Origin of the sequence: Pseudomonas sp. MYb541, from assembly GCF_037479595.1 — a bacterium.
In the GTDB taxonomy this organism is placed as follows: domain Bacteria; phylum Pseudomonadota; class Gammaproteobacteria; order Pseudomonadales; family Pseudomonadaceae; genus Aquipseudomonas; species Aquipseudomonas canadensis.
Window position 1 is genome coordinate 20,996 of the sequence record NZ_JBBGYS010000035.1, and the last position, 18,104, is coordinate 39,099.

Genomic DNA, 18,104 nt, shown 5'->3' on the forward strand with positions numbered 1-18,104 from the left:
TCCCACAGTTAAAAGTATTCACACATCAAAACTGTGGGAGCCGGGCTTGCCCGCGATGAGGCCCTGAAGGACACCGCCTATTCTGGCCAATGCCACGCGGGCGCATCCAGAATCCCTTGCCCGACGATCCGCGTTTCCCCCAACACCTTCTCCAACACAATCGAATTGCACCCCTCATCCTGCTGCAACGCCGCAATCAAGCGGCTGGCATGTGACACTACCCACACCTGGCACTGCCGAGAGGCCTGGATAATCAAGCGCGCCAACGCCGGCAGCAAGTCCGGATGCAAACTGGTTTCCGGCTCGTTCAGCACCATCATGGTCGGTGGTCGAGGAGTGAGCAGCGCCGCGATCAGCAGTAAATAACGCAAAGTCCCGTCCGACAGCTCCGCCGCCGACAATGGCCGCAGCAAACCTTCCTGATAAAACTCAATCGCAAAGCGCCCGCCCTGCAAGGGCTCGATATTCAGGCGTGCGCCGGGGAAAGCGTCGCTGACTGCGCGCTGCAATGCCTCGGGATCGCCGATTTCACGAATGGTCTGCAACGCCGCTGCCAGGTCGCGCCCGTCGTGATGTAGCACTGGCGTACTTGTGCCCAGTTGAGGTTGGCGGACCGGCGCGTCGACATCGCTGCGAAAGTGATCATAAAAGCGCCAGCCACGGATGCTTTCGCGCAGCAGCAACACCTCCGGCGAACCGCGCAGGCTGCCAACCTGATCAAACAGGCTGTGGTAGTTCGGCGTGTGCTGGGCCAGCACATCCCAGGCGCGGCCCTCACGCGCCCGCACCATCGGCCCGGAACGCTGCACCAGCAGACTGGCCGGGCGGTAGATAGGGCCGGCCCAGATGCATTCCTTCTTCACTTCCGGGTCCAGCGAGAAATAGGACAGCGTTTTTTCCGGCAGCCCCAGGGAAATGGCGTAGCTGAAATCTTCCCCGGCAAAGCCCAGGCGCAAGCGTTTGACGCCCTGACGCACGATGGGCTCGACCGGCACCTCACCGCTGCGCATGCGCCGGCTGATGGTCTCCGGCCCGGCCCAGAAGGTCGAATCCAGCCCACCCTCACGGGCCAGCGCATTGATCACCCCGCCCTGGGCGGTTTCCGCCAGCAGGCGCAGGGCGCGGTACAAGTTGGACTTGCCGCTGCCATTGGGGCCGGTGACCAGGTTGAGTCGGTCCAGGGGCACTACCAATTTATTGATCGAGCGGTAATTGGCCACCGCGAGGGTCTTGAGCATGGGCATTCAGTCGGCGTGGGAACCATTGGAGTATGGGAGCCTCCATGCAGATAAGGAACCCTGAACTAAGCTCACAGTCGCATACACACTGGCACGTCGGCATCACGCACAAGGAGCCTGCATGGGCGGTCGCATTTGCACCTATATTTTCGGACTTGGCCTACTCGCGCTGCTGAGCGGCTGTGGCGAGGAAAAGGCTGAGCCCAAGCAGCACTCGCGGGTATTCGTGCAGACCGTGCAGCCGGCGGATTTTGCCGCAGCAGTCACGTTGACCGGCGATATCCAGGCCCGTGTGCAAACCGATCTGTCCTTCCGTGTGGGCGGCAAGATCATCCAGCGCATGGTGGACGTGGGCGATCGCGTCAGCGCCAAGCAAGTGCTGGCCAAGCTCGATCCCAAAGACTTGCAGACCAACGTCGATTCCGCCCAGGCCCAGGTCGTGGCCGAGCAGGCGCGGGTCAAACAGACGGCCGCCGCCTTCGTGCGCCAGGAAAAGCTCCTGCCCAAGGGCTACACCAGCCGCAGCGAATACGATTCCGCCCAGGCCGCGTTGCGCAGCAGCCAAAGTGCTCTCGCCGCCGCCCAGGCCCAACTGGCCAACGCCCGCGAACAGCTTGGCTATACCGCGCTGATCGCTGAAGCGCCGGGAGTGATTACCGCGCGTCAGGCAGAAGTCGGCCAGGTAGTGCAAGCCACCGTGCCGATTTTCAGCCTGGCGCGGGATGGCGAGCGCGATGCGGTGTTCAACGTCTATGAGTCGCTGCTGGTAGAGCCACCGCCGGAGGCGCCGATCACCGTCAGCCTCTTGGATAACCCGAGCATCAAGGCCGTGGGCAAGGTGCGTGAAGTCACGCCTGCCGTGGCCGCCAATACCGGCACCGTGCAGGTGAAGATCGCCCTGCAAGCGCTGCCCAAGGGCATGGAGTTGGGTTCTGTAGTGAGCGCTACCGCCAACGGCCCGGCCAAGGCCAGTATTGAATTGCCTTGGGCCGCGCTCACCAAGGACCTCAGCGAGCCTGCCGTATGGCTGATCGACAGCGACGGCAAGGCGCAATTGCACAAGGTCACGGTGGCGCGTTACCTCACCGGCAAAGTCATCATTGGCGATGGCCTCAAAGGTGGCGAAAAAGTCGTGGTGGCCGGCGGGCAATTGCTGCACCCCGGCATGATCGTCGAGATCGCCCAGCAAGGAGCCCAGCCATGAAGCGCCTGACGGTGTTACTCGCCGCCAGCCTGTTGCTGGTGGCTTGTTCGAAGGAAGAGTCGCCACCCGAACCGGTGCGCCCCGTGCTGTCCATGGAAGTGAAAGCCGAGGACCAGGAAAACCTCGGCCGTTTCGCCGGCACCATCCAGGCCCGCTATGAAAGCAACCTGGGTTTCCGTGTGCCAGGCCGCATTGCTCGCCGCGCCGTGGATGTGGGCGCCGAGGTGGAGAAGGGCGCCTTGCTCGCCGTCCTCGACCCTACCGATCAACAGAACCAATTGCGCGCAGCCCAGGGCGACCTGGCCCGCGTCCAGGCGCAATTCATCAACGCGCAGGCCAACGCCCGGCGCCAGCAGGAACTGTTCAACCGGGGCGTCGGCGCCCAGGCCCAATTGGATATTGCCCAGACCGATCTGAAAACCACCCAGGCCTCTCTCGACCAGGCGCAAGCGTCCGTCAACCAAGCCAAGGACCAACTCAACTACGCCGAACTGCGCACTGACCACGCCGGCATCGTCACGGCCTGGAATGCCGAGGCCGGCCAGGTAGTCAGCGCCGGCCAGCAAGTAGTGACCCTGGCCCGCCCGGACATCAAGGAAGCGGTGATCGACCTGCCCGCCGGCCTGGCCGAGCGCCTGCCCCATGACGTGGTGTTCCGGGTCGCCGGGCAACTGGACCCCAGTGTCAACACCACCGCCATCGTGCGCGAGATCGAACCCCAGGCCCAGAGCGCCACACGCACCCGTCGTGCGCGCCTGACCTTGGCCGAAACACCGCCCGCGTTCCGCCTTGGCACGGCGATCAGCGTGACCTTGAGCACCGCCGTCGCGCCGCGCATCGAAGTGCCCCTGAGTGCCTTGCAGGAGGTCGACGGCAAGACCCGCATCTGGCTGCTCGACACCCCAAGCCAGACCGTGCAACCGCGCGACATCACAGTGATCAGCCGTGACGCCGACAGCGCCTTGCTCAACGGCGGCGTCAAACCCGGCGAGCGTATCGTCACCGCCGGCGTGAACAGCCTGAAGCCTGGGCAAAAAGTCAAAATCGACGAGGACAGCCCGCGATGAAAGGGAGCTTCAACTTATCCGACTGGGCCCTCAAGCATCAGTCCTTCGTCTGGTACCTGATGTTCGTCGCGCTGTTGATGGGCGTGTTCTCGTACATGAACCTGGGTCGGGAGGAAGACCCTTCGTTCACCATCAAGACCATGGTGATCCAGACCCGCTGGCCGGGTGCGACCCAGGAAGAAACCCTCAAGCAGGTCACCGACCGCATCGAGAAAAAACTCGAAGAGCTCGACTCCCTCGACTACGTGAAAAGCTACACCCGGCCGGGCGAGTCCACGGTGTTCGTGTTCCTCAAGGACACCACCAGCGCCAAGGCCATTCCGGAGATCTGGTACCAGGTCCGCAAGAAGATCGACGACATTCGCGGCACCTTCCCCCAGGGTTTGCAGGGGCCGTCGTTCAACGATGAGTTCGGTGACGTGTTCGGCTCGGTGTACGCCTTTACCGGCGACGGCCTGTCGATGCGCCAGTTGCGTGACTATGTGGAGCAGGTGCGCGCCGAGATCCGTTCGGTACCGGGGCTGGGCAAGGTCGAGATGATCGGCCAGCAGGACGAAGTGATTTACCTGAACTTCTCCACGCGCAAACTGGCGGCCCTGGGGATTGACCAGCGCCAGGTGGTGCAGAGCCTGCAATCGCAGAACGCGGTGACACCGGCCGGGGTGATCGAGGCCGGGCCGGAGCGGATTTCCGTGCGCACGTCGGGGCAGTTCGCCTCGGAAAAGGACCTGGCCAACGTCAACCTGCGGCTCAACGACCGCTTCTATCGCCTGGCGGACATTGCCGACATCAGTCGAGGCTATGTCGACCCGGCGCGTCCGATGTTCCGCTTCAACGGCAAGCCGGCAATCGGCCTGGCGATTGCCATGCAGAAGGGCGGCAATATCCAGTCGTTCGGCAAGGCCCTGCACACGCGAATGGACGAACTGACCGCCGACCTGCCGGTGGGCGTCGGCGTGCACAAGGTGTCCGACCAGGCAGAAGTGGTGGAAGAGGCCGTCGGCGGCTTTACCAGCGCGCTGTTCGAAGCGGTAATCATCGTGCTGGTGGTGAGCTTCATCAGCCTGGGCATGCGTGCCGGGTTGGTGGTGGCGTGCTCGATTCCGCTGGTGCTGGCGCTGGTATTCGTGTTCATGGAATACAGCGGCATCACCATGCAGCGGGTGTCGTTGGGCGCGTTGATCATCGCCCTCGGCCTGTTGGTGGATGACGCGATGATCACCGTCGAGATGATGATCACGCGCCTGGAAAAAGGCGAAACCAAGGAGCAGGCGGCGACCTACGCCTACACCTCCACGGCGTTCCCGATGCTCACCGGCACACTGGTGACCGTGGCCGGCTTTGTACCGATCGGCCTCAACGCCAGTTCGGCGGGCGAGTACACCTTCACCCTGTTCGCGGTGATTGCCGTGGCGATGCTGGTGTCGTGGGTGGTGGCGGTGCTGTTTGCGCCGGTAATCGGCGTGCACATCCTCAGTGCCAATGTGAAGCCTCACGATGCTGAGCCGGGGCGGATTGGCCGGGCGTTCAATGGCGGCATGCTGTGGGCCATGCGTAACCGCTGGTGGGCGATTGGCATCACGGTGGCGCTGTTTGTGGCGTCGGTGTTTTCCATGCAGTTCGTGCAGAACCAATTCTTCCCGTCATCGGACCGCCCGGAAATCCTGGTTGACCTGAACCTGCCGCAAAACGCCTCGATCAATGAGACGCGCAAGGCCGTCGACCGCCTGGAAGCGATCATCAAGGACGACCCGGACATTGCACGCTGGAGCACCTACATTGGCCAGGGCGCGATCCGGTTCTACCTGCCCCTCGACCAGCAACTGGAAAACCCCTACTACGCGCAGTTGGTCATCGTGAGCAAGGGCCTGGAAGAGCGCGGCGAATTGATCGCGCGCCTGCAGAAGCGTCTGCGCGATGATTTCGTCGGCATTGGCAGCTTTGTGCAGCCGCTGGAAATGGGCCCGCCGGTAGGTAGGCCGATTCAGTATCGCGTGTCGGGCAAAGACACTGATCAAGTGCGCAAACACGCCATCGAATTGGCGACCTTGCTGGACAAGAACACCCACCTGGGCGAGATCATCTACGACTGGAACGAGCCGGGCAAAGTGCTGCGTATCGACATCGCCCAGGACAAGGCGCGGCAACTGGGGCTGTCGTCGGAAGACGTGGCGCAGTTGATGAACAGCGTGGTCAGCGGTGCCTCGGTGACTCAGGTACACGACGATATCTACCTGATCAATGTGGTTGGCCGCGCCGAAGATGCCGAGCGCGGTACGCCGGAAACCTTGCAGAACCTGCAGATCGTCACGCCTAACGGCACCTCGATTCCGCTGCTGGCGTTCGCCACGGTGCGCTATGAGTTGGAGCAGCCTTTAGTGTGGCGCCGCGACCGTAAACCGACGATCACCATCAAGGCGTCGGTGCGTGATGAGATGCAGCCCACGGACCTGGTGAAACAGCTCAAGCCCGAGATCGACAAATTCAGCGCCGGCCTGCCGGTGGGCTACAAAGTCGCCACCGGTGGCACCGTGGAAGAAAGCGGCAAGGCCCAGGGCCCGATTGCCAGCGTGGTGCCATTGATGCTGTTCCTGATGGCGACGTTCCTGATGATCCAGCTGCACAGCGTGCAGAAGATGTTCCTGGTGGCGAGTGTTGCGCCGCTCGGTTTGATTGGCGTCGTGTTGGCGCTGATCCCCACCGGCACGCCCATGGGCTTTGTGGCGATCCTGGGGATCCTGGCGCTGATCGGCATCATCATCCGTAATTCGGTGATTCTGGTGACGCAAATTCATGAGTACGAAGTGGCGGGCTATACGCCGTGGGATGCGGTGGTGGAAGCCACCGAGCATCGACGCCGGCCGATCCTGCTGACGGCGGCGGCGGCGAGCCTGGGCATGATCCCCATCGCCCGTGAGGTGTTCTGGGGGCCGATGGCCTACGCGATGATTGGCGGGATCATCATTGCGACTTTACTTACACTTTTGTTTTTGCCAGCGTTGTACGTGGCTTGGTACAAGATCCGCGAGCCCAAACACGAACAGAGCTGAACATGCCCCACTTCCTGCGCCACGGTTTGTTGATCTGCATCCTGTTGCTGTCGCCCGTGGCTTTGGCCGGCACCGTTCTGGAAAACGCGCTGTGGCGGGTCGAACTCGACCCGGCCACCCTTGCGATCCGCGTGACCCCCAGCGGACAACCGACAATACAAGCTTCCAGCGGCGTAGCGGTGCGTGCTGTCAGTCAGCTTGCACACAGCGACCAACAGGCCGATTGGCAGTGGGATGACGGTGCCTTTCGTGTGAGCGCTACCCTTGAGCAGCGCGACCTGGCGCTGTCCATTCGTGCGCGTGAGCCGGGTGAAATCCCCATTCTTCAACAACCGGCCAGTGCCTTGGGCAAAGGCTTTATGTGGCCTTTGGCCGAAGGGCATTACGTACCCACCGATAACGTCGTATGGAAAACGTTTCTGCTGGAGCAAGGCGACCTCAATACGACCCAGGATCTCAGCCTGCCGCTTTGGGGTGTCGACCATGGCACGTTTACCCTCAACTGGTTGCTGACCAACCCCTACAACAATCGCCTGCGCTGGCAACAGGACCGGGCGCTGTCCCTGGCCCATGAATTCACCTCGCTCAACCCTGGGGCGCCGATGACCTTGCGGTTGCATCTGGGCGATGGCGATCCTTTGGCCGGCGCCAAGCGCTATCGCCAGTGGTTGGTCGAGCAGGGGCGGTACGAGCCGTTGGCGGACAAGCTGCGCCAGACGCCCGAGGCGCAGAAGTTGCTGGGCGCAAGTCATGTGTACCTGTGGGGCAATGACCTGTTGGCGCTGGAGGATGTGCGGGATTGGCCGCTGCTGCTCAAGCGCTTGCGTGGGCATGAACTCAACGGCTTGCTGGACAAGGAGTCAGCCAAGGTACTGGCGCAGACCACGGCGTTGAGTCGTTATGAGCAGGCGGTGCTGCTGCGAGGGCTGAACGCGGCGATCAATAAGAAGGCCCGGCAGAGTTGGCAGGTAGCAGAGCCCGATATGACACGGCTCGCTGCGCGCTACGGCGAATTGCGTGGCGAGTTGGCCGTGGACTTTGCCGGCGCCCTCAGTGAAAACCCGTCAGCCTGGGGCAACCCGGTGATTCAATCGCTGAGCAACGCCGGCCTGCCCCGTGTATTGCTGACCCTGGGCGAAGGCTGGGAAGGCGGGCTCTGGCACCCCGAGGCGATTCGCGCCGGGGTCGACGCAGGCTTTCTGATGGCGCCCTACGACTCCTATGAAACCGCGTTATCCGCCACGGAAAACCCCGACTGGACCACCGCCCACCTTGGCGGCAATGCCTACCGCGACTGCGCGATTGTGTTGAAGGGCGGCAAGCTCAAGACCGGTTTTCAGCAGTCCGGGCACTACACCGACCCGCGCTGTGTACGGCCGTTGCTGGAAGCGCGCGTGCAGGCCGTCCAAGCCAAGGCCGGATTCAACGCCTGGTTCCTGGATGCCTACGCCACCAGCATGGTGTTTGACAGCTACCGCGACAGTGCGCCGATGACCCAGGCGCAAAACGCCGAAGGCAACATCGATGCCTCCCGCTGGATCAATACCGCGCTCAAGTTGCCCACAGGTTCTGAAGACGGCAACGCCATCACAGCCCAAAGCATTCTGTTTGCCCATGGTATGCAGACGCCGGTGATGGGCTGGGGTGACCACGCGATGACCAAGGACAAGCAGTCACCCTATTACGTCGGTAACTGGTTCCCGCCGGAGCAGCCGGCGGTGTTCTTCAAGCCGGTGCCACTGAAGGAACCGTTTCGCACGCTGTACTTTGAGCCGAGCATGCGCTTGCCGCTGTATCAGGCGGTGTTCCATGGCTCGGTGATCACGACCCATCACTGGTTGTTCGATAGCCTGAAACTGAGCAATGTGCAGGTAGAAAACGAGCTGACCCAACTGCTCTACAATGTACCGCCGCTGTATCACTTGAGTGCTGCGACCTTGAAGCAGCGACTGCCACTGATCCACCGCCAGGACGCCTTTTTCCGCCCACTGCATCAGCGTTTGGCCACGCAGGAACTGACCGGGTTTCGTTGGCTGACAGCGGATCGGTTGGTGCAGGAAACCACGTTTGCCGATGGAACACGGTTGGTGGCGAATTTTTCCAGTGAGGAAAAAGCAGGGTATGCCGCTCGGAGTGTGACGGCGCTACTGAAGGGTGAAAAAGCCGAGGTATATCAGGTGAAATAACCTGTGGCGAGGGGGCCCGCCCCCCCGCCACAAAATGCGGTCAGGGTTTGCGCCAGACGCTGGCCAGCCAAGGCTGCTGGTCACGAGGCAGCCCGGCGGGGCGGTAGTAGTGTTCCAATTCGACAAAACCTGCGGCGGTGAGCAACGTTTGCCACGCCTCCAGGTCGTGATAAGACCCATACCGCGGCCCATTCCAGCCCTCCTGATTCTCGCCCCGAGGATTGGAGCTGAACAGCACGCCCCCAGGCTTCAACGCCCCCTGCAACTGCTTGAGCACGCGCGGCAATTCCTGCTTGGGGATATGAAACAGCACCGCGTTGGCGAAGATCCCATCGAAGCGCTCGACAGGCAGGTCCAGCTTCAGGAAGTCCTGCTGCAACACTTCGCAGCCGCTGTCTTCCCGCGCCATCTGCGCAAACCGCTCCGAGCCATCGAGCCCGACGGCGATATGGCCCATGCGCGTAAAAGTCTGCAAATCACGGCCCGGCCCGCAGCCGAAGTCCAGCACGGTAAACGGCGCCGTGCCGTGGATGTGCCGCAGCAGCGCGTCGATGTTCTGGCTCACATCGTGGTCGCGCGTGCCTTCACGGAAGTCCTCGGCCACCTTGTTGTAGTGGCCGAGGGTGGTGGACGTGATCTGGTCGAGGTCGTCGGGCTTGAGGGTCATGGTGGGCAATACCGGGCGCTGAGATGGCCCGACTATACCTCACCTCTTGTTCAGCACTCGGGCCAGGCGATCACCACCGAGTTGAATCACTGCCACCAGAATCACCAGCAGCACGATCACGGTCAGCATGATCTGCGTATCGAAACGCTGATAGCCGTAGCGGTAGGCGATATCACCCAGGCCGCCCGCGCCAATCGCGCCCGCCATGGCCGACGAGTTGATCATGGTGACCAGCGTGATGGTGAACCCGCCGACAATCCCCGGCAGCGCTTCCGGCAGCAGGACATGCCAGATGATGTGCCAGCGACGGCAGCCCATGGCTTGCGCGGCTTCGATCAAACCATGATCGACCTCACGCAAACTCACCTCGGCAATCCGCGCAAAGAACGGTGTAGCGGCTATGGTCAGCGGCACGACGGCGGCCCATACGCCATAGGTGGTGCCGACGATCAGCCGGGTGAACGGGATCAACGCCACCATCAGGATCAGGAACGGAATCGAGCGGAACAGATTGACGAACGCCCCCAGCACGCGGTTAAGCGCCGGGGCTTGGTAGATGCCGCCTTTGTCGCTGGTCACCAGGAACACCGCCAGCGGGATGCCCACCAGCAACGCAATCAGCGACGACACGCCGACCATCAATAAGGTGTCGATGGCGCCCTGCACTAAACGATCAAACCACATAGCCCAACACCTCCGCCTGTTGTGCCCAATTGCCGGCGCGGTTGCGCAGCTCGTCGGCATTGTGGGGCGAGCCACTCACCGCCAGCAGCAGTTGCCCGAGGGCATGTCCCTGGATGCGTTCCACGCCGCCTTGCAGCAAACGCACGCGCCCGCCGAGGGCACTGAACAGCGCAGCCAGGTCCGGCTCGTCGGTGTCGCTGCCGGTGAACTGTAAGCGCAGCACCACGGCGGCGTCGGCGGATGCCGGTGTGGCCTGCAAACGGCTCTGCAACTCATCCGGCAGCCCGTGTTGCAGCGGCGCCAGCAGGGTTTTGCTGACGTCATGCTGCGGGTTGCCGAACACTTGCCACACCGGGCCTTGTTCAACGATATGCCCGTGTTCCAACACCACCACGCGGTCGCAGATTTCGCGGATTACTGCCATCTCATGGGTAATCAATACGATGGTCAAACCCAGGCGCTTGTTGATCTCGCGCAGCAGGCCGAGGATCGACTGGGTGGTTTCCGGATCCAGGGCCGACGTGGCCTCGTCACACAGCAGAATCTGCGGGTCGTGCACCAGCGAACGGGCGATACCTACGCGTTGCTTTTGCCCACCGGACAGCTGCGCCGGGTAAGACTTGTGTTTGTCCTGCAAGCCCACCAGCTCCAACAACTCGCGTACCTTTTGCTCGCGTTGCAGCTTCGGCACGCCCGCCACTTTCAACGGCAACTCGACGTTCTGCCACACCGTCTTGGCCGACATCAGGTTGAAGTGCTGGAAGATCATGCCGATGCGCCGACGCAGTTCCACCAGGCGGTCTTCATCGAAGCCGCCGATGTCCACCTGATCGATCAGCACGCGCCCGCTGCTGGGTTGCTCCAGGCGGTTGATGGTGCGGATCAGCGACGACTTGCCGGCACCGCTGCGTCCGATGATCCCGAACACTTCACCGCGCTGGATCGCCAGGTCGATGCCTTGCAAGGCATGCACGCTGCCGTCGTAGGTCTTGCCCAAGTTGATAAAGCGCACATGGGCACGGTTCAGGTCAGGGTGCAGCTCGGTCTGCTCGGCGTCCCTGGGCGGCAGGCCCAGGTCGCGCAGTTGGGCGTTGGCGGCGGTCATTTTTTATCTTCCCAGCCGACCTGGTAGAGCTTGCCCAGGGATTTATCCAGCGCAGCGCGCACGACCGGCGAATGTTGGTAGATGTCGACGAACTTGATCACCCGTGGGTCGGTTTTGCTTTTCGGCTGGATCACGAACTGGATCACGTATTCCGGGTGGTCGAGGCCGTCGAACAGCAGTGCCGCCTCGGCATCGAAGGTCTTGGACAGGCGGATATACGCTGGGTAGCCCTGCACCAAGTCGGCGTCGTCATAGGCGCGTACCAGCTGCACGGCCTCAACCTGCAGGATCTTGATCTTCTTCGGATTGGAAACGATGTCCTCTTCGGTGGCCTTGTAGCCCACGCCCGGCTTGAGGGTGATCAGCCCGGCCTTGGCCAGCAATTGCAGGCCGCGACCGCTGTTGATCGGGTCGTTGGCAATCGCCACGCTGGCGCCTTGGGGCAGGTCGTTGATGCTCTTGTACTTCTTCGAATACAGGCCGACGTTGTTGATGATCCCCGACGCGTACGGCACCAGGTCAAAACCGGCGGCGGCCTTGGCGTTTTCCAGGAACGGGATGTGCTGGAAGTAGTTCACGTCGATATCGCCGGCCGCGAGGCTGACGTTCGGCGCGATCCAGTCGGTGAATTCCACCAGCTCGACCTTCAGGCCTTGCTTGCCGGCTTCGGCCACGGCGGCTTCAAGAGGAATCGCAAAGGCCGCAGTGGTGCCGATTTTCAACGGCGCATCGGCGGCGAACACCGCCGAGCTGAACAGTCCGAAAGCCAGGGCCAGTGCTTTGACTGGGTGGGTGAGGAGCGTCTTTTTCATAATGGTTTTCCAGTCATAAGGTGTCGTTGTTAATAACGCGATCAACTGTGGGAGCCGGCTTGCCGGCGATGGCGGCGGTTCAGCCACCATTTTTCCCATTGCCCTCCAACTGCCCCAACGGCACCCGCCGCTCTATCGCGCTCGACAAAATAATCGAGGTCTTGCTGAACCCGAACTTCGCCACGCGGTTGATCAAGCTCTCCAACTCCGGCATCGACCCCACGGCTGCCTGCATGATCACGCACGGATCGCCGGTTACCCGATGGCACTCCGTCAATTCAGGGATTTCCGCCAACGCGTCATACACCTTCTGGCTGCCGTGATTGGTCAACCGCAGCTCAATCACGCACTGAATAGGCAAGCCCACTTTGGACAAGTCCACCTTGGCCTGATACCCGGTGATCACGCCACTGGCCTCCAGCTTGGCCACGCGCTCGGCCACGGCGGGGGCGGAGAGGTTTACCGTGCGGGCCAGTTGCGCGTAGGACGCGCGGCCGTCTTCGAGCAGGGCGCTGAGGAGCATGCGGTCGTATTTGTCCATGATAAGGCTCCGGTTGCGCGTGACTTTCGAAAGCACGGTTTATAGCCTTCACAACCATGCTTTGAAAAGTGTATTGGCGTTTTAAACAGGTTTTGTAACTTATGTTTAACGACCTGTCTTTTTAGAATAAGCCTCCCATCTCCTGCCATAGAGCCGCCCAATGCCTGGCCCACGTCGCTTTCCCTTACCGTTGATCGCCGCCTTTTTTGCGCTGTATGTGATCTGGGGGTCCACCTATCTGGTGATTCGCATCGGCGTGGAGTACTGGCCGCCGTTGTTGCTGGCGGGGATTCGGTTTTGCACGGCGGGGGCGTTGATGTATGGCTTCCTGCGCTGGCGCGGGGTGCCGGCGCCGACGTGGCCGCAGTGGAAAGCAGCCGGGATGATTGGTCTTTTGCTGCTCACCGTGGGCAATGGCGGTGTCAGCGTGGCGGAACACATGGGCGTGTCGTCCGGCGTGGCGGCGTTGGCCGTGGCGACGGTGCCGTTGTTCACCTTGCTGTGTGGGTATTTCTGGGGCGCGCGTAACACTCGCTTGGAGTGGGCGGGGGTGATTCTGGGGATCATCGGCATCGCCATGCTCAATATGGGCAGCACGTTGCAGTCGAGCCCGATGGGTGCTGTGTTGCTGTTGGTGGCGGCGGCTTCCTGGGCGTTCGGTTCGGTGTGGAGCCGGCAATTGCCGTTGCCCCAGGGCGCCATGGCCAGTGCTGCGGAGATGCTGGTCGCCGGTGTGGCGCTGTTGTTCGTCAGCGCGCTATCCGGTGAACGCCTGCAGGCCGCGCCGCCGTTGGAAGGCTGGCTGGCCCTGGCCTATCTGACGGTGTTCGGCTCGATCATCGCCTTCAACGCCTATATGTACCTGCTCAAGCATGTGCGCCCGGCGGCGGCGACCAGCTATGCCTATGTGAACCCTGCGGTGGCGGTGTTACTGGGGATTGTGTTCGTGGGCGAGACCATTGGTTTGGAAGAAGCCCTGGCCATGTTGGTGATTATCAGCGCGGTCCTGTTGATCAGCCTGCCCCAGTGGCGCAAGCCGAAGGCGGAAATAAGGTAAACTGCGGCGCATTGCGACCTTGCGCTGAATTTTTCCTACGGTAAACACATGACTTTCGCCACCCTTGGCCTGATCGAACCCTTGCTGCGCGCCCTTGAGACGCTTGGCTACCAGACCCCAACGCCGGTGCAGGCGCAGGCCATTCCGGCGGTGCTGGCCGGTCGCGACCTGATGGCTGCGGCCCAGACCGGCACCGGCAAGACCGCCGGTTTCGCCGTGCCGTTGTTGCAACTGTTGACGATGGAAGGGCCGAAAGTCGCCGCAAACTCGGCACGCGCGCTGATCCTGTGCCCGACCCGCGAGTTGGCCGAGCAGGTGCACGCCAGCGTCGCCGAGTACGCGCAAAACCTGCCGCTGACCACTTACGCGGTGTACGGCGGCGTGAGCATCAACCCGCAGATGATGAAGCTGCGCAAGGGCGTCGACATCCTGGTCGCCACCCCTGGCCGCCTGATCGACCTGTTCCGCCAGAACGCGCTGAAACTCAACCAGCTGCAAACCCTGGTGCTGGACGAAGCCGACCGCATGCTCGACCTGGGCTTCTCCGAAGAGCTGGCGAACATCTACCGCATGCTGCCGAAGAAGCGCCAGACCCTGTTGTTCTCCGCGACCTTCTCCGATGAGATCCGCACGCTGGCCGGGCAGATGCTCAACGACCCGCTGAGCATCGAAGTCAGCCCGCGCAACGTCGCCGCCAACACCGTGAAGCAGTGGGTGGTGCCGGTGGACAAGAAGCGCAAGCCGGAGCTGTTTGTGCACCTGATGCGCAAAGGCCGCTGGAAGCAGGTGCTGGTGTTCGCCAAGACCCGTAACGGCGTGGATGCGCTGGTGGATAAGTTGCAGGGCCTGGGCATCAATGCCGACGGCATCCATGGCGACAAGCCCCAGGCTACCCGCCAACGCGCGCTTGACCGTTTCAAGTCGAGTGAAGTGCAGATCCTGGTCGCCACCGATGTGGCGGCCCGTGGCCTGGATATCGAAGACTTGCCGCTGGTGGTCAACTTCGACCTGCCGATCGTGGCCGAAGACTACATCCACCGCATCGGCCGTACCGGGCGTGCGGGCAACACCGGTGAGGCGATTTCCCTGGTGTGTGCCGATGAAGTGAACATGCTGTCGGCCATCGAGATGCTGACGCGTCAGACCTTGACCCGCCACATGGAACAAGACTTCGAACCGGAGCACCGCGTGCCGGACACCGATGCCAGCGGGCAGGTGGTGAAGAAGCCAAAGAAACCGAAGAAGCCTAAAACCTCGGGCGGTGGTGGTAAGCGCAACCTCGGCAAGTGGGTGGACAGCGGAGAAGTGGCGCCGTCGGAGCCGTCGATCAAGCCGGTGCGCAAGGTACCTGTTTTTAATACCGGGCCGCGCAAGAAGAAGTAAGTTTTTCAGCGCTGCTGATGGCCTCTTCGCAGGCAAGCCAGCTCCCACATTTGACTGAGTTCCCACATTGGAATGCAGTCAAATGTGGGAGCGGGCTTGCCCGCGAAGGCGGCTCGGAATTCACCGCAAATCTCAGCGGTGAAGCCACTCCAACATCCCCCGCCCAGCCGCTCTGCCGCTGGCAAAACACCCCGTCAACAGATACCCGCCCGTCGGCGCTTCCCAATCCAGCATCTCCCCCGCACAAAACACCCCCGGCAACTGCTTGAGCATCAAGCGCTTATCCAACGCTTCAAATGGCACGCCGCCTGCTGTGCTGATCGCTTCATCCATCGGCCGGGTCTTCACTAGGGTCAAGGGCAGCGCCTTGATATCCACCGCCAACTGCGCCGGATCATTGAAGTGGTCAGACGGCGCCAACTCGCGCAGCAGTGCGGCTTTCACCCCATCCAACCCCAATTGACTGTGCAGATGCTTGCTCATCGAGCGTGAGCCACGCGGTTTCGCCAACGCGGCTTGAACCTTGTCCAGCGGCTTGCTCGGCAGCAGGTCGATATGCACGGTGGCCGAGCCGTTCCTGTTGATCGCTTCGCGGATTGGCGCCGACAGCGCGTAGATCAAGCTGCCTTCGATCCCGCTGGCGGTGATTACGCATTCACCCAGCCGAGGCTTGTCTTCCCCTAAACCAATGGCGACGTTTTTCAACGGCGCGCCAGCGAATTTGCTGACCATCAACTCGCTCCAGGCCGACACCTCGAAACCGCAGTTGCTCGGTTGCAGCGGGGCGTAAGGCACGCCTTTGTCTTCCAGCAACGTGAGCCAGGCGCCGTCAGATCCCAACCGTGACCAACTGCCGCCGCCAAGGGCCAGCAGCACGGCGTCGCTGTGGACAGTTTTTTCGCCTTCTGGGCTGTGGATAAGTAAGTCGCCCTCGGCATTCCAGCCCAGCCAACGATGACGGGTGTGGATAACCACGCCTTGGTCGCGCAGGCGCTTGAGCCAGGCGCGCAACAGGGGCGCGGCTTTCATGTCGGTGGGAAACACACGACCGGAGGTGCCGACAAACGTTTCGATGTCCAAGCCATGAATCCATTCACACAACGCCTCAGCCCCGAAACTACGCAGCAACGGCGCCATGTGCGGCGCACGTTCGGCGTAGCGTGACAGGAATGCCGGGTACGCTTCGGAGTGGGTGATGTTCATGCCGCCCACGCCGGCCAGCAGAAACTTGCGCCCCACCGAGGGCATGCCGTCGTACAGGTCCACCCGCACGCCCGCCTGGCTCAGGACTTCGGCGGCCATCAGCCCGGCAGGGCCGCCGCCGATAATGGCAACGTGAGGAGGAGGGGTCTGAGGCATGGGCAGGGCTACGGTCGCTGAATAGGTCGAGCATTCTACCCGAGGACGGCGCAACTGCCTGATCAAAAAATGTACAACTTCCTACGGGCCAGACTGCTGCTGGCTCTCAGGCCCTTACGCTCAAGTTATCCACAGGTGGTTCCACAGGGATTGTGGGTAACGCCCACGGTTCAATGACAACCTGATGACGTCCACACCCGCTGTGCACTGTGGTGCAGGATGCCGTGGCGGCGGGCGAGGGCGGGGCGGTCCTTGCTGTAGCCGCCGCCGATCACGCCCATCACCGGGATGTCTCGGCCCAGGCAGTGGCGCATCACGCTTTCATCGCGGGCGGCGACGCCTTGGTCTGTCAGCTTGAGGTAGCCGAGGGCGTCGTCCTTGTGCACATCGACGCCGGCGTCGTACAGCACCAGGTCGGGTTGGTACAGCGGCAGCAGGTAGTTGAGGGCGTCGTCCACCACCTTGAGGTAGTCGGCATCGCCCATGCCCATGGGCAGCGGAATGTCCCAGTCGCTCTGGGCCTTGCGCGCGGGGAAGTTCTTTTCGCAGTGCAGCGACACGGTGATAGCGTCTGGCGTGTCGTGGAGGATGCGCGCGGTGCCATCGCCCTGGTGCACATCGCAATCGAAGATCAGCACGCGATTAACCCGGCCGCTGGCCAGCAGGTAATGGCTGATCACCGCCAGGTCATTGAAGATGCAGAAACCCGCCGGGTAATCGTAGTGGGCGTGGTGCGTGCCGCCGGCCAGGTGGCAGGCCAGGCCGTGCTCCAGCGCTTGTTCCGCCGCGAGAATCGAACCGCCCACCGCCCGCACGGTGCGCCGGGCCAAGGCTTCGTTCCAGGGCAGGCCGAGGCGGCGCTGGTCTTCGCGGGACAATTCGCCGCCCATGTAGCGCTCGATGTACCCAGCGTCATGGGCCAGGGCCAGAATCTCGGGTGGGCAGAGTTGTGGGCGCAGCAGTTGGCTGTCCTCGGTCAGGCCACTGTCCACCAGGTAGTCGCGCAACAGGCGGAATTTGTCCATGGGGAAGCGGTGGTCCGCCGGGAACTCGGGGCTGTAGTCTTCGTGGTAGATCAATGGCAAAGGCATGGGATTTTCTGACGGGAACCTGCGACGGATTTTAACAGCGCTGTACACTCACGCACATGGCAAGGGAGGGGACCCATGGAGCCGATACTGGAATTGGAAAGCGCACGCCTGGTGTTGCGAGAATGGCGCGACAGCGACCTGGTGGAGTTCGCGCGCATGTGCGCCGACCCGCAGGTGATGCGTTATTTCCCGGCCAGGCTGAGTCACCTGGAAAGCGCCGCGTTGATTGGCCGCATTCGTGGGCACTTCGCCGAATATGGCTTTGGCCTGTGGGCGTTGCAGCGCAAGGACACCGGGGAATTCATCGGCCTCACCGGATTGCTGAATGTCAGCTTCGAGGCCGACTTTACCCCGGCGGTTGAAATTGGCTGGCGCCTGGCCCGCGAGCACTGGGGCCTGGGCTATGCCAGCGAGGCCGCGTGGACCGCGTTGCGCTGTGGGTTTGATCGTTTGAATCTGGACGAAATCGTCGCCTTCACCACGGAAGCCAATCTGCCATCACAAAAAGTCATGCAAGCCATCGGTATGCATTACGATCCGCTGGCAGATTTTGAACACCCCAAGGTCGCAGCCGATGACCCGCTGCGCCATCATGTTTTGTACCGCATCACCCGCGCCCAATGGTTGGACACGCTGCACGGATAGGCAGCCCGGAATGCC

At 62.2% G+C, this 18,104-nt stretch carries 15 protein-coding genes; 7 read left to right on the forward strand and 8 right to left on the reverse strand.

Annotated elements, in window-relative coordinates; translation table 11 throughout:
* Positions 1-77: 77 nt before the first annotated feature.
* Positions 78-1,238, reverse strand: coding sequence for an AAA family ATPase (locus WH299_RS20810; protein WP_339551176.1), 1,161 nt, complete (start codon positions 1,236-1,238; stop codon positions 78-80).
* Positions 1,239-1,359: 121 nt separating this feature from the next.
* On the opposite strand from WH299_RS20810, the gene WH299_RS20815 reads away from it, so the two are divergent.
* The 4 genes from WH299_RS20815 to WH299_RS20830 are packed head-to-tail and all read left to right on the forward strand — an operon-like array spanning position 1,360 to position 8,745.
* A complete protein-coding gene (locus tag WH299_RS20815) occupies positions 1,360-2,442 on the forward strand; it encodes an efflux RND transporter periplasmic adaptor subunit (protein WP_122730284.1) in 1,083 nt (360 codons plus the stop codon).
* On the forward strand, positions 2,439-3,509 hold the full coding sequence (locus WH299_RS20820) for an efflux RND transporter periplasmic adaptor subunit (RefSeq protein ID WP_339551177.1): 1,071 nt from the start codon (positions 2,439-2,441) through the stop codon (positions 3,507-3,509). Before WH299_RS20815 ends, WH299_RS20820 begins: the two co-directional genes overlap by 4 nt.
* The gene (locus tag WH299_RS20825; protein ID WP_016974998.1) at positions 3,506-6,559 is read left to right on the forward strand and encodes an efflux RND transporter permease subunit; all 3,054 of its coding nucleotides are present in this window, start codon (positions 3,506-3,508) and stop codon (positions 6,557-6,559) included. Before WH299_RS20820 ends, WH299_RS20825 begins: the two co-directional genes overlap by 4 nt.
* A gap of 2 nt (positions 6,560-6,561) precedes the next feature.
* Positions 6,562-8,745 carry a glycoside hydrolase gene (locus WH299_RS20830; RefSeq protein ID WP_339551178.1) on the forward strand — a complete coding sequence of 728 codons (2,184 nt, stop codon included), beginning with the start codon at positions 6,562-6,564 and terminating at the stop codon, positions 8,743-8,745.
* A gap of 40 nt (positions 8,746-8,785) precedes the next feature.
* Here the strand turns inward: WH299_RS20830 and WH299_RS20835 are convergent, their stop codons facing one another.
* The 5 genes from WH299_RS20835 to WH299_RS20855 all read right to left on the reverse strand — a co-directional run bounded on the left by WH299_RS20835 (position 8,786) and on the right by WH299_RS20855 (position 12,554).
* On the reverse strand, positions 8,786-9,412 hold the full coding sequence (locus WH299_RS20835; RefSeq protein WP_339551179.1) for a class I SAM-dependent methyltransferase: 627 nt from the start codon (positions 9,410-9,412) through the stop codon (positions 8,786-8,788).
* Between the two features lie 39 nt (positions 9,413-9,451).
* Positions 9,452-10,096 carry a methionine ABC transporter permease gene (locus WH299_RS20840; protein WP_016974994.1) on the reverse strand — a complete coding sequence of 215 codons (645 nt, stop codon included), beginning with the start codon at positions 10,094-10,096 and terminating at the stop codon, positions 9,452-9,454.
* A complete protein-coding gene (locus WH299_RS20845) occupies positions 10,086-11,201 on the reverse strand; it encodes a methionine ABC transporter ATP-binding protein (protein ID WP_126569768.1) in 1,116 nt (371 codons plus the stop codon). The genes WH299_RS20840 and WH299_RS20845 overlap by 11 nt, the downstream gene beginning before the upstream one ends.
* Complete coding sequence (locus WH299_RS20850; RefSeq protein WP_339551181.1) at positions 11,198-12,013, reverse strand: MetQ/NlpA family ABC transporter substrate-binding protein; 816 nt, start codon at positions 12,011-12,013, stop codon at positions 11,198-11,200. The genes WH299_RS20845 and WH299_RS20850 overlap by 4 nt, the downstream gene beginning before the upstream one ends.
* A 79-nt stretch (positions 12,014-12,092) precedes the next feature.
* Positions 12,093-12,554: an Lrp/AsnC family transcriptional regulator gene (locus tag WH299_RS20855; protein ID WP_010174823.1), complete on the reverse strand. Its 462-nt coding sequence runs from the start codon at positions 12,552-12,554 to the stop codon at positions 12,093-12,095.
* Between the two features lie 160 nt (positions 12,555-12,714).
* Here WH299_RS20855 and yedA point away from each other — a divergent pair, with 160 nt between their 5' ends.
* Entirely contained in the window at positions 12,715-13,611 is an 897-nt protein-coding gene (yedA, locus tag WH299_RS20860) for a drug/metabolite exporter YedA (protein ID WP_016976726.1), read from the forward strand.
* Between the two features lie 48 nt (positions 13,612-13,659).
* Positions 13,660-14,994: a DEAD/DEAH box helicase gene (locus WH299_RS20865; protein WP_123475717.1), complete on the forward strand. Its 1,335-nt coding sequence runs from the start codon at positions 13,660-13,662 to the stop codon at positions 14,992-14,994.
* 132 nt (positions 14,995-15,126) lie between these two features.
* Here WH299_RS20865 and WH299_RS20870 read toward each other — a convergent pair whose 3' ends face one another.
* Positions 15,127-16,353: a TIGR03862 family flavoprotein gene (locus tag WH299_RS20870; RefSeq protein WP_339551182.1), complete on the reverse strand. Its 1,227-nt coding sequence runs from the start codon at positions 16,351-16,353 to the stop codon at positions 15,127-15,129.
* A gap of 170 nt (positions 16,354-16,523) precedes the next feature.
* A complete protein-coding gene (locus WH299_RS20875; protein WP_339551184.1) occupies positions 16,524-17,444 on the reverse strand; it encodes a histone deacetylase family protein in 921 nt (306 codons plus the stop codon).
* A 75-nt stretch (positions 17,445-17,519) separates the two neighbouring features.
* Between WH299_RS20875 and WH299_RS20880 the strand changes: the two genes are divergently transcribed.
* Entirely contained in the window at positions 17,520-18,089 is a 570-nt protein-coding gene (locus tag WH299_RS20880) for a GNAT family N-acetyltransferase (protein ID WP_339551185.1), read from the forward strand.
* Positions 18,090-18,104: the final 15 nt, after the last annotated feature.